The sequence below is a fragment of the Streptomyces sp. NPDC127068 genome, from assembly GCF_042724695.1.
Classification (GTDB): Bacteria; Actinomycetota; Actinomycetes; order Streptomycetales; family Streptomycetaceae; genus Streptomyces.
The window spans coordinates 43,028-60,579 of the sequence record NZ_JBHXEN010000001.1 but is presented as its reverse complement, the minus strand read 5'-3'; the positions used below and the strand labels follow the sequence as shown (position 1 = coordinate 60,579).

General features: G+C 73.4%; 15 protein-coding genes and 1 pseudogene. 8 read left to right on the top strand and 8 right to left on the bottom strand.

Going from position 1 to position 17,552, the window contains the following annotated elements; translation table 11 throughout:
* Positions 1–452 precede the first annotated feature (452 nt).
* On the top strand, positions 453–1,379 hold the full coding sequence (locus tag ACFWIA_RS00230) for a YihY/virulence factor BrkB family protein (protein WP_386998778.1): 927 nt from the start codon (positions 453–455) through the stop codon (positions 1,377–1,379).
* 22 nt (positions 1,380–1,401) lie between these two features.
* On the opposite strand, the gene ACFWIA_RS00225 is transcribed toward ACFWIA_RS00230, so the two are convergent.
* The gene (locus ACFWIA_RS00225; RefSeq protein WP_386998776.1) at positions 1,402–2,682 is read right to left on the bottom strand and encodes a D-alanyl-D-alanine carboxypeptidase family protein; all 1,281 of its coding nucleotides are present in this window, start codon (positions 2,680–2,682) and stop codon (positions 1,402–1,404) included.
* A 154-nt stretch (positions 2,683–2,836) separates the two neighbouring features.
* Here ACFWIA_RS00225 and ACFWIA_RS00220 point away from each other — a divergent pair, with 154 nt between their 5' ends.
* Complete coding sequence (locus ACFWIA_RS00220) at positions 2,837–3,079, top strand: SCO4848 family membrane protein (protein WP_386998774.1); 243 nt, start codon at positions 2,837–2,839, stop codon at positions 3,077–3,079.
* A 167-nt stretch (positions 3,080–3,246) separates the two neighbouring features.
* On the opposite strand, the gene ACFWIA_RS00215 is transcribed toward ACFWIA_RS00220, so the two are convergent.
* Positions 3,247–4,191 (bottom strand): MFS transporter, encoded by a 945-nt coding sequence (locus ACFWIA_RS00215; RefSeq protein WP_386999167.1) that lies wholly within the window; start codon positions 4,189–4,191, stop codon positions 3,247–3,249.
* A 488-nt stretch (positions 4,192–4,679) separates the two neighbouring features.
* Here ACFWIA_RS00215 and ACFWIA_RS00210 point away from each other — a divergent pair, with 488 nt between their 5' ends.
* Entirely contained in the window at positions 4,680–4,961 is a 282-nt protein-coding gene (locus tag ACFWIA_RS00210) for a peptidylprolyl isomerase (protein WP_385486434.1), read from the top strand.
* A 68-nt stretch (positions 4,962–5,029) separates the two neighbouring features.
* Here the strand turns inward: ACFWIA_RS00210 and ACFWIA_RS00205 are convergent, their stop codons facing one another.
* On the bottom strand, positions 5,030–5,635 hold the full coding sequence (locus tag ACFWIA_RS00205; RefSeq protein WP_386998772.1) for a hypothetical protein: 606 nt from the start codon (positions 5,633–5,635) through the stop codon (positions 5,030–5,032).
* Between the two features lie 54 nt (positions 5,636–5,689).
* A complete protein-coding gene (locus ACFWIA_RS00200; protein ID WP_386998770.1) occupies positions 5,690–6,685 on the bottom strand; it encodes an NmrA family NAD(P)-binding protein in 996 nt (331 codons plus the stop codon).
* Positions 6,686–6,792: 107 nt separating this feature from the next.
* On the opposite strand from ACFWIA_RS00200, the gene ACFWIA_RS00195 reads away from it, so the two are divergent.
* The 4 genes from ACFWIA_RS00195 (at position 6,793) to ACFWIA_RS00180 (ending at position 11,441) form a co-directional block, all read left to right on the top strand.
* Positions 6,793–7,566, top strand: coding sequence for a TetR/AcrR family transcriptional regulator (locus ACFWIA_RS00195; protein ID WP_386998769.1), 774 nt, complete (start codon positions 6,793–6,795; stop codon positions 7,564–7,566).
* Positions 7,567–7,685: 119 nt separating this feature from the next.
* Positions 7,686–9,053 (top strand): metallophosphoesterase, encoded by a 1,368-nt coding sequence (locus ACFWIA_RS00190; protein WP_386998767.1) that lies wholly within the window; start codon positions 7,686–7,688, stop codon positions 9,051–9,053.
* Positions 9,054–9,134: 81 nt separating this feature from the next.
* Positions 9,135–10,688, top strand: coding sequence for an ABC transporter substrate-binding protein (locus ACFWIA_RS00185; RefSeq protein WP_386998765.1), 1,554 nt, complete (start codon positions 9,135–9,137; stop codon positions 10,686–10,688).
* Positions 10,689–10,862: 174 nt separating this feature from the next.
* Positions 10,863–11,441, top strand: a complete 579-nt coding sequence (locus ACFWIA_RS00180; protein WP_386998763.1) for an ATP-binding protein — start codon at positions 10,863–10,865, stop codon at positions 11,439–11,441.
* On the opposite strand, the gene ACFWIA_RS00175 is transcribed toward ACFWIA_RS00180, so the two are convergent.
* Both ACFWIA_RS00175 and ACFWIA_RS00170 read right to left on the bottom strand, forming a co-directional pair.
* Positions 11,339–12,907 (bottom strand): sensor histidine kinase, encoded by a 1,569-nt coding sequence (locus ACFWIA_RS00175; RefSeq protein WP_386998762.1) that lies wholly within the window; start codon positions 12,905–12,907, stop codon positions 11,339–11,341. The two genes, ACFWIA_RS00180 and ACFWIA_RS00175, sit on opposite strands and share 103 nt — an antisense overlap.
* Positions 12,908–12,917: 10 nt before the next feature.
* Positions 12,918–13,631: a response regulator transcription factor gene (locus ACFWIA_RS00170; protein ID WP_386998760.1), complete on the bottom strand. Its 714-nt coding sequence runs from the start codon at positions 13,629–13,631 to the stop codon at positions 12,918–12,920.
* 295 nt (positions 13,632–13,926) lie between these two features.
* Between ACFWIA_RS00170 and ACFWIA_RS00165 the strand changes: the two genes are divergently transcribed.
* The gene (locus ACFWIA_RS00165) at positions 13,927–16,368 is read left to right on the top strand and encodes an MMPL family transporter (protein WP_386999164.1); all 2,442 of its coding nucleotides are present in this window, start codon (positions 13,927–13,929) and stop codon (positions 16,366–16,368) included.
* Between the two features lie 78 nt (positions 16,369–16,446).
* Here the strand turns inward: ACFWIA_RS00165 and ACFWIA_RS00160 are convergent, their stop codons facing one another.
* Together ACFWIA_RS00160 and ACFWIA_RS00155 are read right to left on the bottom strand one after the other, a co-directional pair.
* Complete coding sequence (locus tag ACFWIA_RS00160) at positions 16,447–17,250, bottom strand: TetR family transcriptional regulator (RefSeq protein WP_386998758.1); 804 nt, start codon at positions 17,248–17,250, stop codon at positions 16,447–16,449.
* Positions 17,251–17,261: 11 nt separating this feature from the next.
* Positions 17,262–17,552: pseudogene (locus tag ACFWIA_RS00155) on the bottom strand (hypothetical protein); the annotation flags it as partial.

Below are 17,552 nucleotides of genomic sequence, written 5' to 3'. Positions count from 1 at the left end.
CAACGCTGCTCGAACCTTCGTTCGGAGGCGTGGAAGCCCGACTTTCCTCATTCCGCGCTGTTTGATCTTCGGATGCGCTCACCAGGACTCCTGCTTTCCGCTCCGTGACCGGAACGGCAACCTACCCGCTGCCGCGCCGAATCTCCCCGTACTCGTGTCGCTTTCGCGGTGGGGGGAATCGCACGGGAAACTCCCTTTACGGGAGTCATCAGCAGCCCCACGGGCCACCGGACGGCTCGGCGTTGCGCACGGTTGGCCGACGGGTGGCTACCGTGGCGCGTTCGCGGGGTACCCGAACGCGGTGGGGTCCGGACGAACCGGACCCGGACGGTGACGCGGCGGAGAGCGGTGAGTGCGGTGGGCGCGGTGAGTGCGGCAGGCGCGGGGTGCGTCCGGCGACGGTGGCCGGCACGGGACGGGGCGCGTCCGACGACGCGCCGGGGAGGTGCCGCGTGGACTGGCTGAAGAACCTCCCCTGGATCGGCCCCGTCGTGGCGCGGTTGATGACCACCCATGCGTGGCGCGCCTACGAACGGTTGGAGGAGGTCGCCTGGACCCGGCTCGCGGCGGCCATGACCTTCCTGAGCTTCCTGGCGCTGTTCCCCCTGATCACCGTTGCCGCGGCGGTCGCCGCGGCGACCCTGGACAGCGAGGGGCAGCACAAGCTGGAGGAGAAGATCGCCGAGCAGGTGCCGGGCATCTCCGGTCAGCTCGACATCGCCGGACTCGTCGCCAACGCCGGGACCGTCGGACTGATCGCGGGAGCCCTGCTGCTGTTCACCGGCATCGGGTGGGTCGGCGCGATGCGGGACTGTCTGCGCGCGGTGTGGAAGTTGCCCGACGTCGAGGAGAACCCCGTCCTGCGCAAGGTGAAGGACGCGGGGGTGCTGGCCGGGCTCGGGGGCGCGGGGCTGGTCTCGCTGGTGGCCTCCACGCTCGCCTCCACGGCCGTCGGCTGGGGCGCGCGGCTGATCGGGGTCGAGGAGTCGGGGGCCGGCGGGGCGGTGCTCCAGGCGCTCGCGTTCACGGTGGCGGTGCTCGCCGACTTCCTCGTCCTCCTGTACGTCCTGACGCTGTTGCCCGGGGTGCAGCCCGCCCGCCGCGACCTGGTGATCGCGGGGCTCCTGGGGGCCGCCGGGTTCGAGCTGCTGAAGATGCTGATCGGCAGTTACATGAAGGACGTCGCCGGACGCAGCATGTACGGGGCGTTCGGGGTGCCGGTGGCGCTGATGCTGTGGATCAACTTCACGGCGAAGCTGTTGCTCTACTGCGCGGCCTGGACCGCGACCCGCCGGCAGGCGGCCCCGGCTTCCGGAACGCACGACGACTCCGGGGGGCCGCCCGCGACACGGCCCGGCGCCGAGGCGCCGGGCCGGTAGGGACGCGTGGGCGGGGTGGACCTCAGCGGCCCCGGGCGGGCCAGCGGCGGTTGATCAGGAAGACCGTGCCGGCGAGGAGGATCAGGACGCCGCCCGCGATGCCCAGTGCGATGCCCATGCCGCCGGAGGACTGCTCGGAGGCGACCTTGGCGGTGGTGCCCTTGCCGGACGGGTCGGCGGAGCCCGGCTGTCCGGCCTGTCCCGCCCCGGAGTCGGCGTTCTTGCCGTCCGTCGGGTCCACGCCCTTCGGCGGGACCAGTTCACCGACCGGGGTGACCTTGCCGTGGGAGGCGAAACCCCAGTCCAGGAGGCGGGCGGTCTCCTGGTAGACGGCGTGGGACTCCTTGGAGGAGGGGTTCATCACGGTGACCAGCAGTACCCGGCCGTCGCGTTCGGCGACCCCGGTGAAGGTGGCGCCCGCATTGGTGGTGTTGCCGTTCTTGACCCCCGCGATGCCCCGGTAGGGCTTGAGCCCGTAGGCGCCGCTGAGCAGCCGGTTGGTGTTCTGGATCTCGAACGTCGGACGCTTCTTGGTCTTCTTGCCCTTCTTGGGCTTCACGGCCTCGCCGGGGAACTTGGCCCGCAGCGTCGCGCTGTACTCGCGGAAGTCCTTCTTCTGGAGGCCCGACCGGGCGATCAGGGTGAGGTCGTAGGCGGAGGACACCTGCCCGGCCGCGTCGTACCCGTCCGGCGAGACGACCTTCGTGTCCAGCGCCTGGAGCTCCTCGGCGTGCCGCTGCATGTCGGCGACGGTCCGCGGGATGCCGCCGTTCATCGCGGCGAGGACCCGCACGGCGTCGTTGCCGGAGCGGAGGAAGACCCCGAGCCACAGGTCGTTGACGGTGTAGGTCTGGTCCTCCTTGATGCCGACCAGGCTCGACCCCGATCCGATGCCCGCGAGGTCGGACGGCACCACCTTGTGGGTCCGGTTCTTGGGGAACCGCGGCATCAGGGTGTCCGCGAACAGCATCTTCAACGTGCTCGCGGGCGCCAGCCTCCAGTGCGCGTTGTGCGCGGCCAGCACGTCACCCGACTCGGCGTCCGCGACGATCCAGGACCGGCCCGACAGGTCCTTGGGCAGGACGGGCGCGCCCGAGCCCAGGTCCACCTGCGTGCCGGGCGTGCCGAGCCGCGCGCCGCCCACCGTCGACATCGCGCTCGGCGGACGTATCTCCTTCTCCGCCCCCTTCTTGTCCTTCGGTTTCTCGTCGGCGTACGCGGCGGGAGCCAGGGCGGACACGGACAGGGCGGTGGCGACCAACACGGCGGCCACTCGCCTGGTGGGGGAGAGGAAGGCGGACACGGACGAGAAGGTACCGGCCCTTCCTGGGAATCCCGTGAGCGAGGTCCCCACGGAACGCCCCGCACGCCCCGTACCACCCGCACGCCCCGCATCACCCGCTCGCTCCGCACGACCCGCGCGAGGGGACCGTCGACCCGGGCGCGATACTGAACCCATGAAGCTCAGCCGCCCCGTGTCCTGGTTCCTGCTCGCCTTCGGGGTGTGGAGTTGGGTCATCTGGATCACTTTCGCCAAGAACCTGTGGAAGGACGGCAGCGGACTCGCCTTCGACGACGCGGGTGACCCCACCGGCTACTTCTGGGTCCACCTGCTGCTCGCGATCGTCTCCTTTGTTCTGGGGACGGTCGTGGGAGTGATCGGGTTGCGTGGCGTCCGCGCCCTGCGCGCCGGCTCCTGACCGGCCGGCCCCCGCGACGGTGCGGTTCCCCGGGCGGGAGCGGTACGCGGCGGGGTGCGTGTTGCACGCATCACACCAACTGGTCCTGGGCGCCCCGGTCGTCCGGGTGTTCCGCGCGGGTGCCGCGGGCGCCTGCGGACTCGTCGTCCGCGACGGCTGAAGCCCCGTCACGTCCCCCGACGTTCGGAGCGGTTGCGGGCTGCGGCCCCCCGGAGGGTGAAGGCGAGTAGCCCGCCCAGCACGGAGGCGACACCCGCGTCCCCGGAGAGGCCCGCGGTGGCCAGCGCGACGAGCAGCGCGAGACCGGGCGCGCCGCCGATCTGCTGGGAGGTGGAGGCCAGCGCGGAGGCGATCCCGGCCTCCTGCGGGGCGACCCCGGTCGCGGCGCAGACGAACACGGCGGGGAAGGTGATGCCGCCGCCGACGCCCCAGACGATCAGGCCCGAGACCAGGGCCCAGAAGGAGGCGTGCGCGGACATGGCGAGTGCCAGCACGATCATGCCGACGCCGTTGACGGACATGCCGGTGAAGAGGGTGGCCCGCGGCCCCCACCGGCCGAGCAGCACCCCGGCGAGCTTCAGCGAGGCGGCCATCGAGACGACGGCCAGCGGGACGAAGGCCAGGCCGGCCGCCAAGGCGTCGTACGACAGCACGCTCTGGAGGTAGTGGGTGAAGAGGTAGTACGAGCCGCCCAGGGCGCTCTGGAAGACCAGGATGGTCAGGACGGCCGTCACCAGGCGGCGGTTCCCGAACAGCCGCAGGGGGACGAGCGGGCTCCGGGTCCGCTTCTCGACCAGGGCGAACACCGCCAGGATCAGCACGCCGGCGACGAGCGAACCGGCGCCGCGCAAGGAGCCCCAGCCGGCCTCCGGGCCGCTGACCAGACCGAGCACGAGCAGCGAGGAACCGGCGGTGGCCAGGACGGCACCGAGGGCGTCGAAGCTTCCGCAGGCGCCGGCCGGGCGCGCGTCGGGGGGCGAGCGTGCCGGGAGCCGCGACGGCCGCGAGCAGGGCCAGCGGGACGAGGACGAACAGTACCCACTCCCAGCCCCAGGCCTGGGTGAGCACGCCGCCGAGCAGCGCGCCGGGCCTTCGGCGAACCGGGTGTTGATCAGGGTCAGGGTGGCGGGGGTGAGCAGCGCGGCGCCGAAGCCCTGGACCGCCCGGGCGGCGACGAGGAGGCCGGGGCTCTCGGCGAAGCCGCCGAGGAGGTCCGACTTCGACCCGCACCTGGTGGCCCTGGTGCGCGAGCAGTTCCCCGGCCTGCCCCCCCGCGGCGGTCGCGCTCGCCCTGCGGGTGTGGGGGCGTCTCCACGGACTGGTCGCCCTTGAGGTGTACGGACACTTGCGCCATCAGACGCGGGAGCCCGAGAAGGTCTACCGCGAGGAGCTGCTCGACCTGCTCGCGTCGCTGGGACTCACACCGCGGGGGTAGGACCTCGTCCGCGAGGCTCGCGGCCCCCGGCCCGCTGCCCCGAGCGCTGCCCCGCCCGGAGACCCTCCCGAAGCGGCCCCGAAGCGGCCCCGAAGCGGCCCGGGACCGCTCGGCCCGGCGCGTACCCTTGACGGCGTTCATCAGGAACTCGAAAGGGTGTTACACATGGCTAGGGCTACCGCGCGCCACATCTTGGTCAAGACCGAGACCCAGGCGCTGGAGTTGAAGACCCAGATCGAAGGCGGAGCCGACTTCGCCGAGCTCGCCCGGCAGCACTCCTCCTGCCCCTCGTCGCGCGACGGCGGCAACCTGGGGTCGTTCGGCCCGGGGCAGATGGTTCCCGAGTTCGACCAGGTCGTCTTCTCCGCCCCGGTCGGCACGGTGCAGGGCCCGGTGCGGACCCAGTTCGGTCAGCACCTCATCGAGGTCACCGGCCGCCAGGACTGACCCGCAGCGACGGGCCGCGTCGTCGGGGCGGCGCCGCGTGGTCCGCGGGGGTCGACGCCCCTGCGGACTCAGCCGCTCCGACGCCGACGGCGGTAGTAGGCGACGGTGACCACGGCCAGCAGCGGGCCCCAGGCCAGTAGGGGCAGATAGCTGGCGGTCATCACCCAGTAGTGGACGCCTTCGGGGGCTCCGGGGCCACTCATGTTGTCGGTGTCGTTCCAGCCGAACGCCCCGACGACGGTGATGAGGGTGACGAGCGCCGCGCCGATCGAGGCGGGGACCACCGCCGCCAGCACGGGTATCCGCCGGCCGCCCAGGACCGGTACCCAGCGGGGCAGTTCCTCGCCCCACCGGTGGATCAGGCCCAGGGTGAGCAGTCCGATCGCCTCGGCGAACAGGCTCAAGCCGATGAGGTAGAAGGATTCGAGGCTGGGGAAGTTCTCCGGCCGCAGGTACTCGTCGGTGAAGCCGGAGTCCCAGCCCAGGGCGATGGCGACGCGCCACAGCCCCGACGGCACCAGGGTCAGCGCGGCGGCGTGCGCCGCCAGCCGCACGGACCGGGGCACCCGGGGCACTCGGGGTGCGGCGGCCGGGGCTGCGGGAGCGGAACCGGTACGGACGGCTCCGGCGAGGTCGGCGGCGGCTGCCGCGGTGCCGATCGTGGTGCTGCGCATGCTGAACTCCCGGATTCCGGAGGGGGGCTGTGCTGCCGTGGTCGGTCGAACAGCTCAAGCTTCGCTCCGGGAGCCCCCGCCCTCCCATCCGCCGATCGGCACAGAAATCGCACCGCCGCTCGGCCCTCCTACGCCGGTCGGCAGAGGCCACGCCGCTTCCCGGACCCCCTCGCGGAGCAGGTCGGCGCCGGACTCGGCGAGCCAGTCCGCCAGCGTGCGCAGCCCGGGACGGATGACGCGCAGCGCCTCGATGTCGGCGTGCCAGCGCGACCCCGCCGCCCACTGCTCCCGGACCCGGGCGATCTCGGGGCTGAGCGCGGCGGCCTCGGAGCGGGTCAGCTGCTCGTAGCGCACCGGGGCACCGATCGCCCTGCTGATCGCCGCGGCGGCCTCGGTCGGGGTGGGCGCGTCGCCGGCCAGCTCCAGGCTGCGCCCCGCGAACCGGTCCGGCCGGTCGAAGGCGAGCGCGGCGAACTCGGCGACGTCCTCCACCGCGATGAGCTGGACGGGTGCGTCCGGCGAGAAGACGTGCCGGTGCACGCCCCGGACGATCCCGTCGAGACCGACACCCGTCCCACCGAGGTAGTTCGACATGAACCGCACCGGACGCAACACGGTCACCGCCCCGATCCGCTCGCGCAGGTGCTCCTCGATGCGGGTCTTGCCCTCGGAGCCGGGCAGGCGGCGACCCGACGTGGACGCGATGCCCGTGAACACGACGTGCGCGACGCCCACCGCGGCGGCGGCGTCGACCAGCGCCCGGCCGCGGGCGAACTCCCGCTCCGTGTCGGAGCCCGCCGGTCCGAACACCACGGGCGGCACGGCGAACAGTCCCGCTGCTCCGTCCAGCGCGGCGGGCAGGCTCGACCCGTCGTCGAAGTCACCGCGCACCAACTCCGCTCCCGCGGCTTCCAGCGCCCTGGCGGCGGGCGCGGCCGGGTCCCGTACCAGTGCGCGCACCGGCCGGCCGGCCGCCAGCAGCCGTCGTGCGGTGGCGCCGCCCTGTCGACCGGTCGCACCGGTCACGACGATCAAGCCGTCCGTGCTCATGTCGTCCTCCACCCCCCGGGGTGGCCGGTGGTCACGAGGGGGTTGGGCCCGGGGGTGATGTGGAATGCTCCACCCGGTTGAGCGACACGGACAAGGGATTACGTGACATGACCGCAGCTCCCCGGGACGCCGGTAGGGCGGACGCCCGTCGCAATCGCGCGAAGGTGCTCGCCGCCGCTGCACGGGCGTTCGACGAACACGACCTGGAGGTCTCGCTCAGTGCGATCGCCCGGCGGGCGGGGGTCGGCGCCGGCACGGTGTACCGGCACTTCCCCAGCAAGGAGATCCTGCTGGAGGCCGTGCTCGTGCAGCGGGTCGACGCCCTGGTGGACACCGCGCGGCAGCGGGCGGCCCGCGCCGAACCCGTCGCCGCGCTCCTCGGCTTCCTCCTGGAGGTCGTCGAGACGTCCCACGGCCGCCAGCCCGTGTGCGACGCCCTGACCGCCCAGACGCACTGGCCGCGCCCCGGCCTGGCCGCGGCGGCCCGACGGTTCCACCAGGCGCTCGGCGCGCTGCTCGGCGCGGCCCAGCAGGTCGGCGGGGTCCGCGCCGATCTCAGCACCGACGACGTCGCCGCGCTCACCGTGGGGTGCGCGGCGATGCGGGCCGCCCACCCCGATCGGCACGGCGCCACCCGGATGGTGCGGCTGGCCCTGGACGGCCTGCGCAGCCCGCGGACTCCCGTATCTGTCACGCAAGGGCAGGCTTTTCGTGACGCGCCGGGACTGCTCGACACGGTGTCGTGGTGCGAGTGGTGCGGGGACCGACTCCCGGCCCGCAGCACCGGCCGGCCGGCCCGCTACTGCGGAGCGACCTGCCGGCAGCGGGCGCACCGGCGCCGCCTCGGTACGGCGACGACGACGTCCCCGGGTCCGGTGTGACGCTCCGGATGTCGCGCGCGTCACACCGATTGCCGGGAACGTCTCGGGCGTTCGGGGAACTCAGGTGCTCGGTGACGCAGTTACCCCTTCCGTAATCAGTGCAGCGAAGGGGCGGTGCGATGGTCGTCGCGATTCTGGTCGGCCTGGTCGCCCTCACGGTGATCGCCGCTCTCCAGTGGTACGTGTGGAGACGCGTGGTGCGGGACACCACCCTCCGGGGCACGGTCGCCCGTCGGGTCGGCACGACGGTGTTCCTCGTGGGGCCCGCGCTGATGGTCGCGGGCCTCACCAGCGGACGGGCCGGCGCGCCCTTCTGGCTGGAGCGGGTGCTCGCCTGGCCGGGCTACCTGTGGCTGGCCCTGATGCTGTACCTGGTGCTCGCCCTGGCCGTGGGGGAACCCGTCCGCCCCCTGCTACGACGGTTCCTCGCCCGACGTGACCAGCGGAAACAGAACGACCAGCAGGCGGCGCCCGGTCCGGACGCCGACCCCGGCGCGTCGGACGGCGCGCCCGCGGCCCCCCTGTCGGCGGCGCTCGGCCCGGTGCCGGAGGCCATCGCGCCCGAGCACCCCACGCCGGAGGTCACCACACCCGAGCACCCCACACCCGAGCACCCCACGCCGGAGGGCCCCGCGCCGCACGGGGCGTCCGCGCCGCTCACCCCGTCGCGACGGCTGTTCCTGTCCCGGGCGGTCGCCGGGACCGCCGTGGCCGCCGCCACGGCAACGGTCGGAGCGGGTGCGTACAGCGTGCTGAACGGTCCCGCGGTGAAGCGGGTGACCGTGCCGCTCGCCAAGCTGCCCCGGGCGGCGCACGGCTTCCGCATCGCGGTGGTCAGCGACATCCACCTCGGCCCGATCCTCGGCAGGTCCTTCGCCCAGCGACTGGTGCGCACGATCAACTCCACGCAGCCCGACCTGATCGCCATCGTGGGCGACATGGTCGACGGCGACGTGGCGGACCTCGGCCCGGCGGCCGAGCCGCTGGCGCGCCTGCGGGCGAAACACGGGACGTACTTCGTCACGGGCAACCACGAGTACTTCTCCGGCGCCCAGCAGTGGGTGGACGAGGTGCGCGACCTGGGACTGCACCCGATGGAGAACAGTCGCGTCGAACTGCCGGCCTTCGACCTCGCCGGGGTCAACGACCCGGCGGGCGAGGCCGAGGGGGAGGGCCCCGACTTCGTGCGGGCGCTCGGCGACCGCGACCCCCGGCGGGCCTCGGTGCTCCTCGCCCACCAGCCGATCGTGATCCACGACGCCGTACGGCACGGAGTGGGCCTCCAACTGTCCGGCCACACCCACGGCGGCCAGCTGTGGCCCGTCAACTACCTCGCCGGACTCCAGAACCCGACCCTGGCCGGCCTGGAGCGCTACGGGGACACCCAGCTGTACGTCACCCGCGGGGCCGGGGCGTGGGGGCCGCCGGTGCGGGTGGGCGCCGAGTCCGACATCACCGTGGTCGAACTCGCCTCCCTCCAGGCGTGACCCCACAGCTCCCCAACACCCCTTCCCTCACAGGAATCCCCTGTGGTTGAGTGACGCACCTCACCGGGGAGGGGCGCGTGGATGCGATCGGTTCGGCTGCGGGTCCTGGCGTCGACAGCGGCGCTGATCACCGCCGGGGCGGGGGCCTGGAGCCTCCTCCCGGAGCGCGAGGAGACCGCGGGGTCGGTCACGGTCGGGACCTCGGACCAGGTCATCTCGCTCGATCCGGCCGGCGCCCATGACGCGGGCTCCTGGGCGCTGCACGGCAACCTCTTCCAGTCGCTGTTGACCTTCCGGCCCGGTGAAGTGGAACCGGTGCCGGACGCGGCGAGCCGGTGCGACTTCATCGGGCCGGAGCTGCGGACCTACCAGTGCGAGTTGCGGCCGGGGCTCACGTTCCCCAGCGGTCGCACGGTCACCGGGGCGGACGTGAAGCACTCCATCGACCGGGTGCGGACCATCAGGGCGAAGGTCGGTCCGGCCGCCCTGTTCGCCGGCCTGGACGCGGTGGAGGCGAACGGCCGCACGGTCACCTTCCGGCTCGCCCGCCCGGACGCCACCTTCCCGTACCGGATCGCCACCGCCGCGGGCTCCATCGTCGACTCCACCCGGTACCCGGCGGACGCGCTGCGCACCGGGGACCGGGCCGACGGCTCCGGGCACTACACGCTCACCTCGTACCGGCCGGGCAGCGCCGCGAAGCTCTCGCCCAACGTCCGCTACCGGGGCGCCGTCCCCGCGGGCGGCCGGCCCGTCGTGCTGCGGTACTACGCGGACCCCGAGGCGTTGGACGCGGCGTGGCGCGGCCGGCAGATCGACGTCGCCGCCCGGCAGTTGCCGCCCGCGGCCCTCGCCGCGCTGCGGCCCTCCGCCACCGACCACCGGCTGAGCGAGGCGGCGAGTGCCGAGACCCGCAACCTGGTCCTCAACGTGCGCCCGGGATCGGGGCTCGCCGACCGGCAGGTGCGGCGGGCGGTCGCGGCCGTCCTCGACCGGGAGGCGTTGGCGGCGGTCACCTACCGGGGCACCGTCACCCCGCTGTACTCGCTGATCCCGCGCGGCATCCACGGTCACACCACCTCGTTCTTCGACGAGTACCCCGAGGTCGACGTCCGGCGGGCGCGGAAGCTGCTGCGGGACGCGGGTGTGGAGGTGCCGCTCGCCTTCCACTACGGACACGCCCGCGGTTCGTCCGCTGCGGACGAAGCCGCCGAGGTCAAACGCCAGTTGGAGGCGACCGGGCTGTTCCGGATGCGGATCACGGCCTACGAGTGGGGGGAGTTCCGGCGGACGTACGCGGAGGGCCGGCTCGACGCGTACGCCGTGTCGTGGGTGCCCGACTACCCCGATCCGGACACCTACACGGCGCAGTTGGTGGGCAGCGGGGCGATCGTGCGCAACGGGTACGCGGAACCCGAGGCGCAGCGACTGGTCCGGGACGCCCAACGGTTCGAGGACCGGGCCGGGGCCGCGGGCGCCCTGCGCGCACTCCAGACGGTCGTCGCGCGGGACGTCCCGGTGATCCCGCTCTGGCAGCGCAAGGAGTACGTGCTCACCCGGGCCGGCATCACGGGCGGCCAGTACCTCACCGACGGCACCGGACTGCTACGGCTCTGGACGCTCGCCCGGGTCTGACGGCGCACCCGCCGCCCGGTTCGCCCCCGTTCGGTGCCCCGCTGAGCGGACACGGCCGGATCGGCACGGATACGTGACGCTCATCGAGCTCCCGGCGACCCCGTGAGCCTGCATCATGTGTCGGACCCGTGGGAACCATGGGAGTTCCGTGCCGTATGTGGTGGAGGAGGGGAGATGCCGCGTCGCATCGCGTTCCGGCTGCCCCGACATCCGGCGTCCGTCGCCCTGGCCCGGCACCGGGTGCGCGAGCACCTCATCGCCTGGGGACGGACCGAGGGCGACGGCCCGCTCGACGACACGGTGCTGCTCGTCTCCGAACTCGTCACCGAAGCGGTGCGCCACGGGCCCCTGTTGGAGCGGGAGTTCGAGGTCGCGGTCACCGTGCTCGCCGACGGCGGCTGCTTCATCGAGGTCACCGACGAGAACGGGACCGTACCCGGCGCGGCGAACCGGGTCGACGGTCCCGGCGCCGGCCCCGCGCGCGGGAGGCGACTGCTGGAAGCCCTCACCGAAGTGTGGGGCGTCTGGCACGGGGGGCGGCGCGGAACGACGGTGTGGGCCCTGGTCCCCGCCCGCCAACTCCCCTTGCCCACGGCCCCGGAGGGTAGTGACGACGGCGATGACGAGGGAGACCAGGGCGACGGCACCGGTCACGGTGTCGGTGGCGTGAGCGAGGACGGCGGCCCGGGTCCGGCATCCGGAACGGGTGCGGGACCGCCCGTCGAGGAACCGCCCGACGTCTCGTCCCGGTAGCCCGTGCCGCCGGGCCCCGCGGGCAGGGCGACCACGACCGCGAGCCCGCCCCCGGAGCGTCTGCGCACCGTGACCCGTCCCCCGTGCGCGTCGACCACCCCCCGGACGATCGCCAACCCCAGCCCGCTGCCCGCCCCGCCGCCCGCCCGGAAGAACCGGTCGAAGACCCGTACGGCGTCCTCCTCGGCGAGCCCCGGACCGCGGTCCTCCACCGTCACCGTCACCGTCTCGTCCGTCCGGCGGACCGACAGTTCGACGGGCGCGTCCCGCGGAGTGTGCACCCGCACGTTGCCCACCAGGTTCCCCAGCACCTGGCGCAGCCCGGACTCGTCCGCGTGCACCAACAGCACCCCGTCGGCCCGTACCGTCACGGGCCGCTCCGGCTGCTGGGCCCGGAGGTCGGCCGCCGCGTCCCGCACCAGGGCGCACACATCGGTGTTCCGCAGGCGCAGTTCGGCGCGTTGGTCCAGCCGGGCGAGCATCAGCAGCTCGTCCACCAGCCGGTGCATGCGGTCCACCTCGGAGTTGATCCGCGACCAGGCCCGCTCCCGGTCGTCGGGCGCGTTCAACATCCCCCGGTCGAAGAGCTGGAGGTAGCCGCGGATCGCCGACAGCGGGGTGCGCAACTCGTGCGAGGCGTCCGCGACGAACTGCCGCAACTGTTCGGCGCTGCGCTCCCGGGTCGAGTAGGCCGTCTCCACCTGCTGGAGCATCGAGTTCAGCGCGAGCCGCAACTGCTCCACCTCGGTGGCCGTATGACGGCTGGACGGCACCCGCCGGGTCAGGTCCCCGTCGGCTATCGCGGACGCCGTCTCGACCATGTCCTCCAGGGGCCGCAGCCGGTGGTGCACGCCGATCATCGTGAGCACCGCGAGCAGCCCCAGCAGGACCGTGCTCATCCCGAGGTCGAACTTCACCGCCTTGCGGATGTTGGTGTGGATGAACCCCGTGGACCCGGCCAGCACCACCGTCGTCCCGTCGTCCAGGGTCGCCGCCGTCGCACGGAACGGCTCGCCGTCCAAGGTGACGTCCACCGGCCCGTCGGAGCGGGCCAGCCGCGCCGCGTCGTCCACGGCCGCCGCGAGAGCGTGTTGCCGGCCGGTCGGCTCCAGTCCGGCGACCCGGATCGCCGCGCCGGACGGGTCGATGGCGACGAACTGGAAGTCCGAGTGCGGCAGCAGCCCCCGGTCGTCGCTGTCGGGCGACAGTTCGTCGAGGGCGATGCCCAGGGTGCTCAGCGCCTCGATCTGCTGCACGGTGAGGCTGGACCCCGCGATCGAGTCGCGCGTCGAGGCCAGTTGTTTGTCGATGGTGTCGAGGAAGAAGTGACGCATCCCCATCAGACTCACCACGCACGCCACCGCGATGGCGCACATCAACAGCGCCACGTTGACCAGGGTCAGCTTCGCCCGCAGCGAGTGCGCTCCCCGGTGCGGGAACCGTCGCCAGGAGGAACAGTAGGTCACCGCCGGGCCCTCAGGTGAGCCCGTAGCCGACGCCGCGCCGGGTCGTGATCAGCGGCGGCCCCAGGGTCCCGAGCTTGCGCCGCAGATAGCTGATGTACGTCTCGACGACGGTCGACTCGGCCGGGTGCTGGTACTGCCACACATGACGCAGCAGGTCCTCCTTCGGCACGATCTGCCCGGCGTTGCGGACCAGGAAGCGCAGCAGGGCGTACTCGGTCGGGGTGAGCTGGGCACTGCGGGCGCCCCGGCGCACCGTGTACGTCGTCTCGTCCAACTCCAGGTCGCCGTGGCGCAGCGGTGCGCGCCGGGGCAGCACGTCCGCGGGGCGGGTGCGGCGCAGCACGGCGGTGATCCGGGCGACGACCTCGTCGATGTGGAACGGCTTGGTGATGTAGTCGTCGCCGAAGCCCAGCGCGCCGACGACCTCGGCGGGTGCGTCCCGCGCGGTGACGAAGACGATGCCCGCCTCGGGCAGCGCCGACCGCAGTTCGCGCCCCAGTTCGCGGCCGTCGCCGTCCGGCAGCATCACGTCGAGCAGGACCGCGTCCGGGCGGACGTGTTCGGCGAGGTGGCGTGCCTGGCGGACGGTCGCGGCGGTCGACACGTCGAAGCCGTGGAAGCGCAGGGCGATGGACAGGACGTCGGCGATGCTCGGCTCGTCCTCCACGACGAGGACCCGCGCCCCTCGCACGTCCCCGCGGGGCGACTGGCTTGACTCGGTCATTCCCTCAGTATCGGTGGGCACCGCGCCGTGCGGGCGGGTCGAAGCTGGGAGTTCCTTGTGAACCCTGTCAGCCGGCTGGGAGCCCTGGGGATCGGCTGGGAGCCCTGGGAGTTGCCTGGGAGCCCTGGGAGTTGGCTGGGGATCACCGCTGCGACCTCCCCGCCGGGGCGCCGCCCGCCCGATGCTGGCCCCTGACCCGGGGGAACGGAACACCTTCCGGGCGACGGTCGGGGGCGCCGCACGGGCACCGACGGCCGCCGCCCGGACGACAGAAGGAGCGGACGACGTGACGGCATTGGCGCGCTGGTGCTACCGGCACCGGCTGGTGGTCCTGGTGCTGTGGGTGGGGGTGTTGTTCGGCGTGGGGGCCGTCGGTACCTCGGCGGGGAGCGACTACTCCAACGACTTCGCCCTCCCCGGGACGGACTCCACCCGGGCGAACGAACTGTTGGAGAAGGCCCGTCCGGGCGGCGCCGGGGACGCCGGCACGGTGGTGTGGCGGGTCGCCGACGGCTCGGTGCGCGACGCGGACGTACGGTCCCGGATCGAGCCGGCGCTGCGCGAGATCGCCGGCATGGACGGCATCGGAGCGGTCAACGGCCCCTACGGGGACGAACCGGGTGCCGCCGCCCGGATCAGCGAGGACGGCCGCACCGCCTACGCCGAGGTGGCGTTCGCCGAGCGGGCGAACTCGGTGCCGACGGAACTGGCCGAGGCCGTCGTCGACACCGCGGGGGCAGCCGCGGGCGACGGCCTCCGGGTCGAAGTGGGCGGAGAGGCCATCGCCCGCATCCAGCAGGCCACGGGCGGGACGTCCGAACTCGTCGGCATCGCCGCCGCCGCGGTCGTCCTGTTCCTCGCCTTCGGCTCGTTCTTCGCGATGCTGCTGCCGATCGTGGTCGCCGTGTTCGGCGTCGGCATCGGGCTGTTCAGCACGATGCTCCTCAGCCACGGCACGGGCATACCCGACCTCGCCCCGCTGCTGGGCTCCCTCGTCGGACTCGGGGTCGGCATCGACTACGCCCTGTTCATCGTGACCCGGCACCGGCGGGCGCTGCTGCACGGCGAGGACCCGGTGACCTCGGTGGGGGTGGCCCTCAACACCGCGGGGCGCGCGGTCGTCTTCGCGGGCGCCACGGTCTGCATCGCGCTCGCGGGCATGCTCGTGATGAACCTGCGCTTCCTGGACGGGGTCGTCATCGCGACGACCCTGACCGTGGTGCTGAGCGTGCTGGCCGCCGTCACCCTGCTCCCCGCGCTGCTCGGGTTCCTCGGACCCCGGGTGCTCAGCCGCCGCCAGCGCCGCCGCCTCGCCGAACAGGGACCCGAGCGGGGGGCCACCAGCGGGCTCGCCGTGCGCTGGTCCGCCCAGGTGCAACGGCGGCCGAGGTCCCTGATCGCCCTCGCCGTGGTGGCGCTGACCGTGCTGGCGCTGCCGGTGCTGTCGCTACGGCTCGGCGCCACCGACCACGGCAACCACCCGGAGGACCAGACCACGCGCCAGGCGTACGACCTGCTGGCGGACGGGTTCGGTCCGGGCTTCAACGGTCCGCTCGTCGTCGTCGCCGAGGACGCGCGGCCGGACGCGGTGCGACGGTTGACGGCGCGGGTCGAGGGCGACGAGGGCGTGGCGCGGGTCGTCGCCCTGCCTCCCGCGGGCGGCGTGTCCCTCGTCCAGATCGTGCCCACCACCTCACCGCAGTCCTTGGACACGGACCGGCTGATCGACCGGCTGCGCGACGACCACCTGCCGCAGGCCGGCGTGGACGGCCACGTCGGCGGGGTGACGGCCGTGTTCAAGGACTTCGCCGAGAAGACGGGGGAGCGGCTGCCGTACTTCGTCGCCGCGATCGTCGGTCTCGGTTTCTTCCTGCTGCTGATCGCGTTCCGGTCCCTGCTCGTCCCGCTCACCGCCGCGGTGATGAACCTCGTCGCGGCGGCGGCCTCCTTCGGGGTGGTGGTCGCCGTCTTCCAGTGGGGCTGGGGCCTGGAACTCATCGGGCTCGACCGCTCGGGGCCCATCTCGGCCTTCCTGCCGGTCATCATGCTCTCGCTGCTGTTCGGCCTGTCGATGGACTACCAGGTGTTCCTGGTCAGCCGGATGCACGAGGAGTGGATGCACACCAAGGACAACGCGCGGGCGGTACGGGTCGGGCTCGCGGAGACCAGCCGGGTCATCAACTCCGCCGCGCTCATCATGATCTGCGTGTTCCTCGCGTTCGTGCTGAGCGGCGACATGCAGGCGGTGGTGGCGGGCGCCGGGCTCGCGGTGGCCGTGGCCGTCGACGCGTTCATCCTGCGCACGGCGCTGGTCCCCGCGTTGATGCACCTGCTGGGGCGGTCCAACTGGTGGCTGCCCGGCTGGCTGGACCGGCGGCTGCCGCACCTGGCGGTGGAGGGCTCCGAGGTGCCGTCGGGCACCGGTCCGGCGGGCGCCGGTCGATCGGGTGCTGCTGCGGTGACCGGGGGCAGCGCGGTGCACGGTTTCGTCCGGACGGTGGAGGGCGGACCGGTGGCCGGCGCGGTGGTGACCCTGCGGTCGATCGACGGCGCCGCGCTCGACCGGGTGCGGTCCCTGGCGGACGGCTCCTACGTGCTCGCCGCGCCCGCACCCGGTGCGTATCTGCTCGGCGTGACGGAGGAGGGCGGGGCGGAACACACCCGGCGGGTGACGACCGGTGACGGTCCGCTCGTCCAGGACGTGGAGCTGGCGGAGGACGGCGCGGACGTGCACTGAACGCCCGCCGCCGGGCGATCGACGGGGCGGCGGGTTTCCCCCGCCGCCCCGTAGGCCCCGTAGGCCCGGTACGTTCGGTCAGGCGCCCGACGTCGGCTCCGGGCCCTTGCCCGCCGCGGGCCCGTCGAACGGGGGCCCGAAGTCCGTGAACAGCTCGTGGACCTCGCGGACCAGGGGCCGCAGCAGCCGGAAGCGGGCCAGTCCCACCGTCCGCGCGGTCAGCCGGGAACCCCGCGCGGCCAGCCGCCGGCTCCGCTCGCGCCCCTCGGAACGGTCGAACACCCAGTACAGGACCAGCCCCATCTGGGAGAGCCACAGCAGCTCCGGCAGGACGTCGGCCAGATCCTCCGGGACCTTGGTCTTCGACCCGGCGAGCACCTGCCGGTGGGTCTCGATCGCGGCGTCCCGGGCCGCGCGGGACTCCGGCGAGAAGGGGCTGAGCGGACTCTGCGGGTCGGCCGCGTTCTTGAAGAACTGCGCCGCGAACTCGTGGTACGGCTCGGCGATGTCCACCCAGGCGGTCAGCACGCCCGCCAGCCGGGCGTGCAGGTCGGTCTCCCGGGCCAGGATCGGCCGGATGGCGGCCTTGTGTTCCGCGGAGATCCGGTCGTAGACCCCCTGGACCAGGTGTTCCTTGCCGTCGAAGTAGTAGTACGCATTGCCGACGGAGACTCCGGCTTCCTTGGCGATGGCCCGCATGGTCGTCTTGTCGTAACCGCGCTCCTCGAACAGTCGGAGCGCGGTCTCCAGGATGAGCGCGCGGGTCTGCTCGCTCTTCACCGTCCGCTCCGGGTTCTTCTCCGCGTGCGGGGTTCCCCCGTCGCCCCCCGGGGCGGGGGCGACGGACGGCTGCTTCGTCGGACGATCGTTGTCTGCGGACACGGTGTCAGAGCCTAGTCAGTGGAGCAGGTGCCATCGGCACAGGTGGGCGGCGCGGGGGCCGGCGGCACGGCCCCCGGACCTGCCGGGTTCGCCCCCCGGCCGGACGGGTCCCCCACGTGCACCCAACCCGCGTCGTTGCGGTACTCCCAGCCGGCCATGGTGGTGCGGGCGGGCCCGGCCCCGCGCACGGACCCGGTCCGCCCGGCCGCGCCGCCGGCCCAGGCGTACCCGGGGCGTGCGGGCCGCCCCCCGGGCGGGCGGAAGCCCCCCCGCCGCCGCCCCGTGGGGGAGAGGGGCTCCCG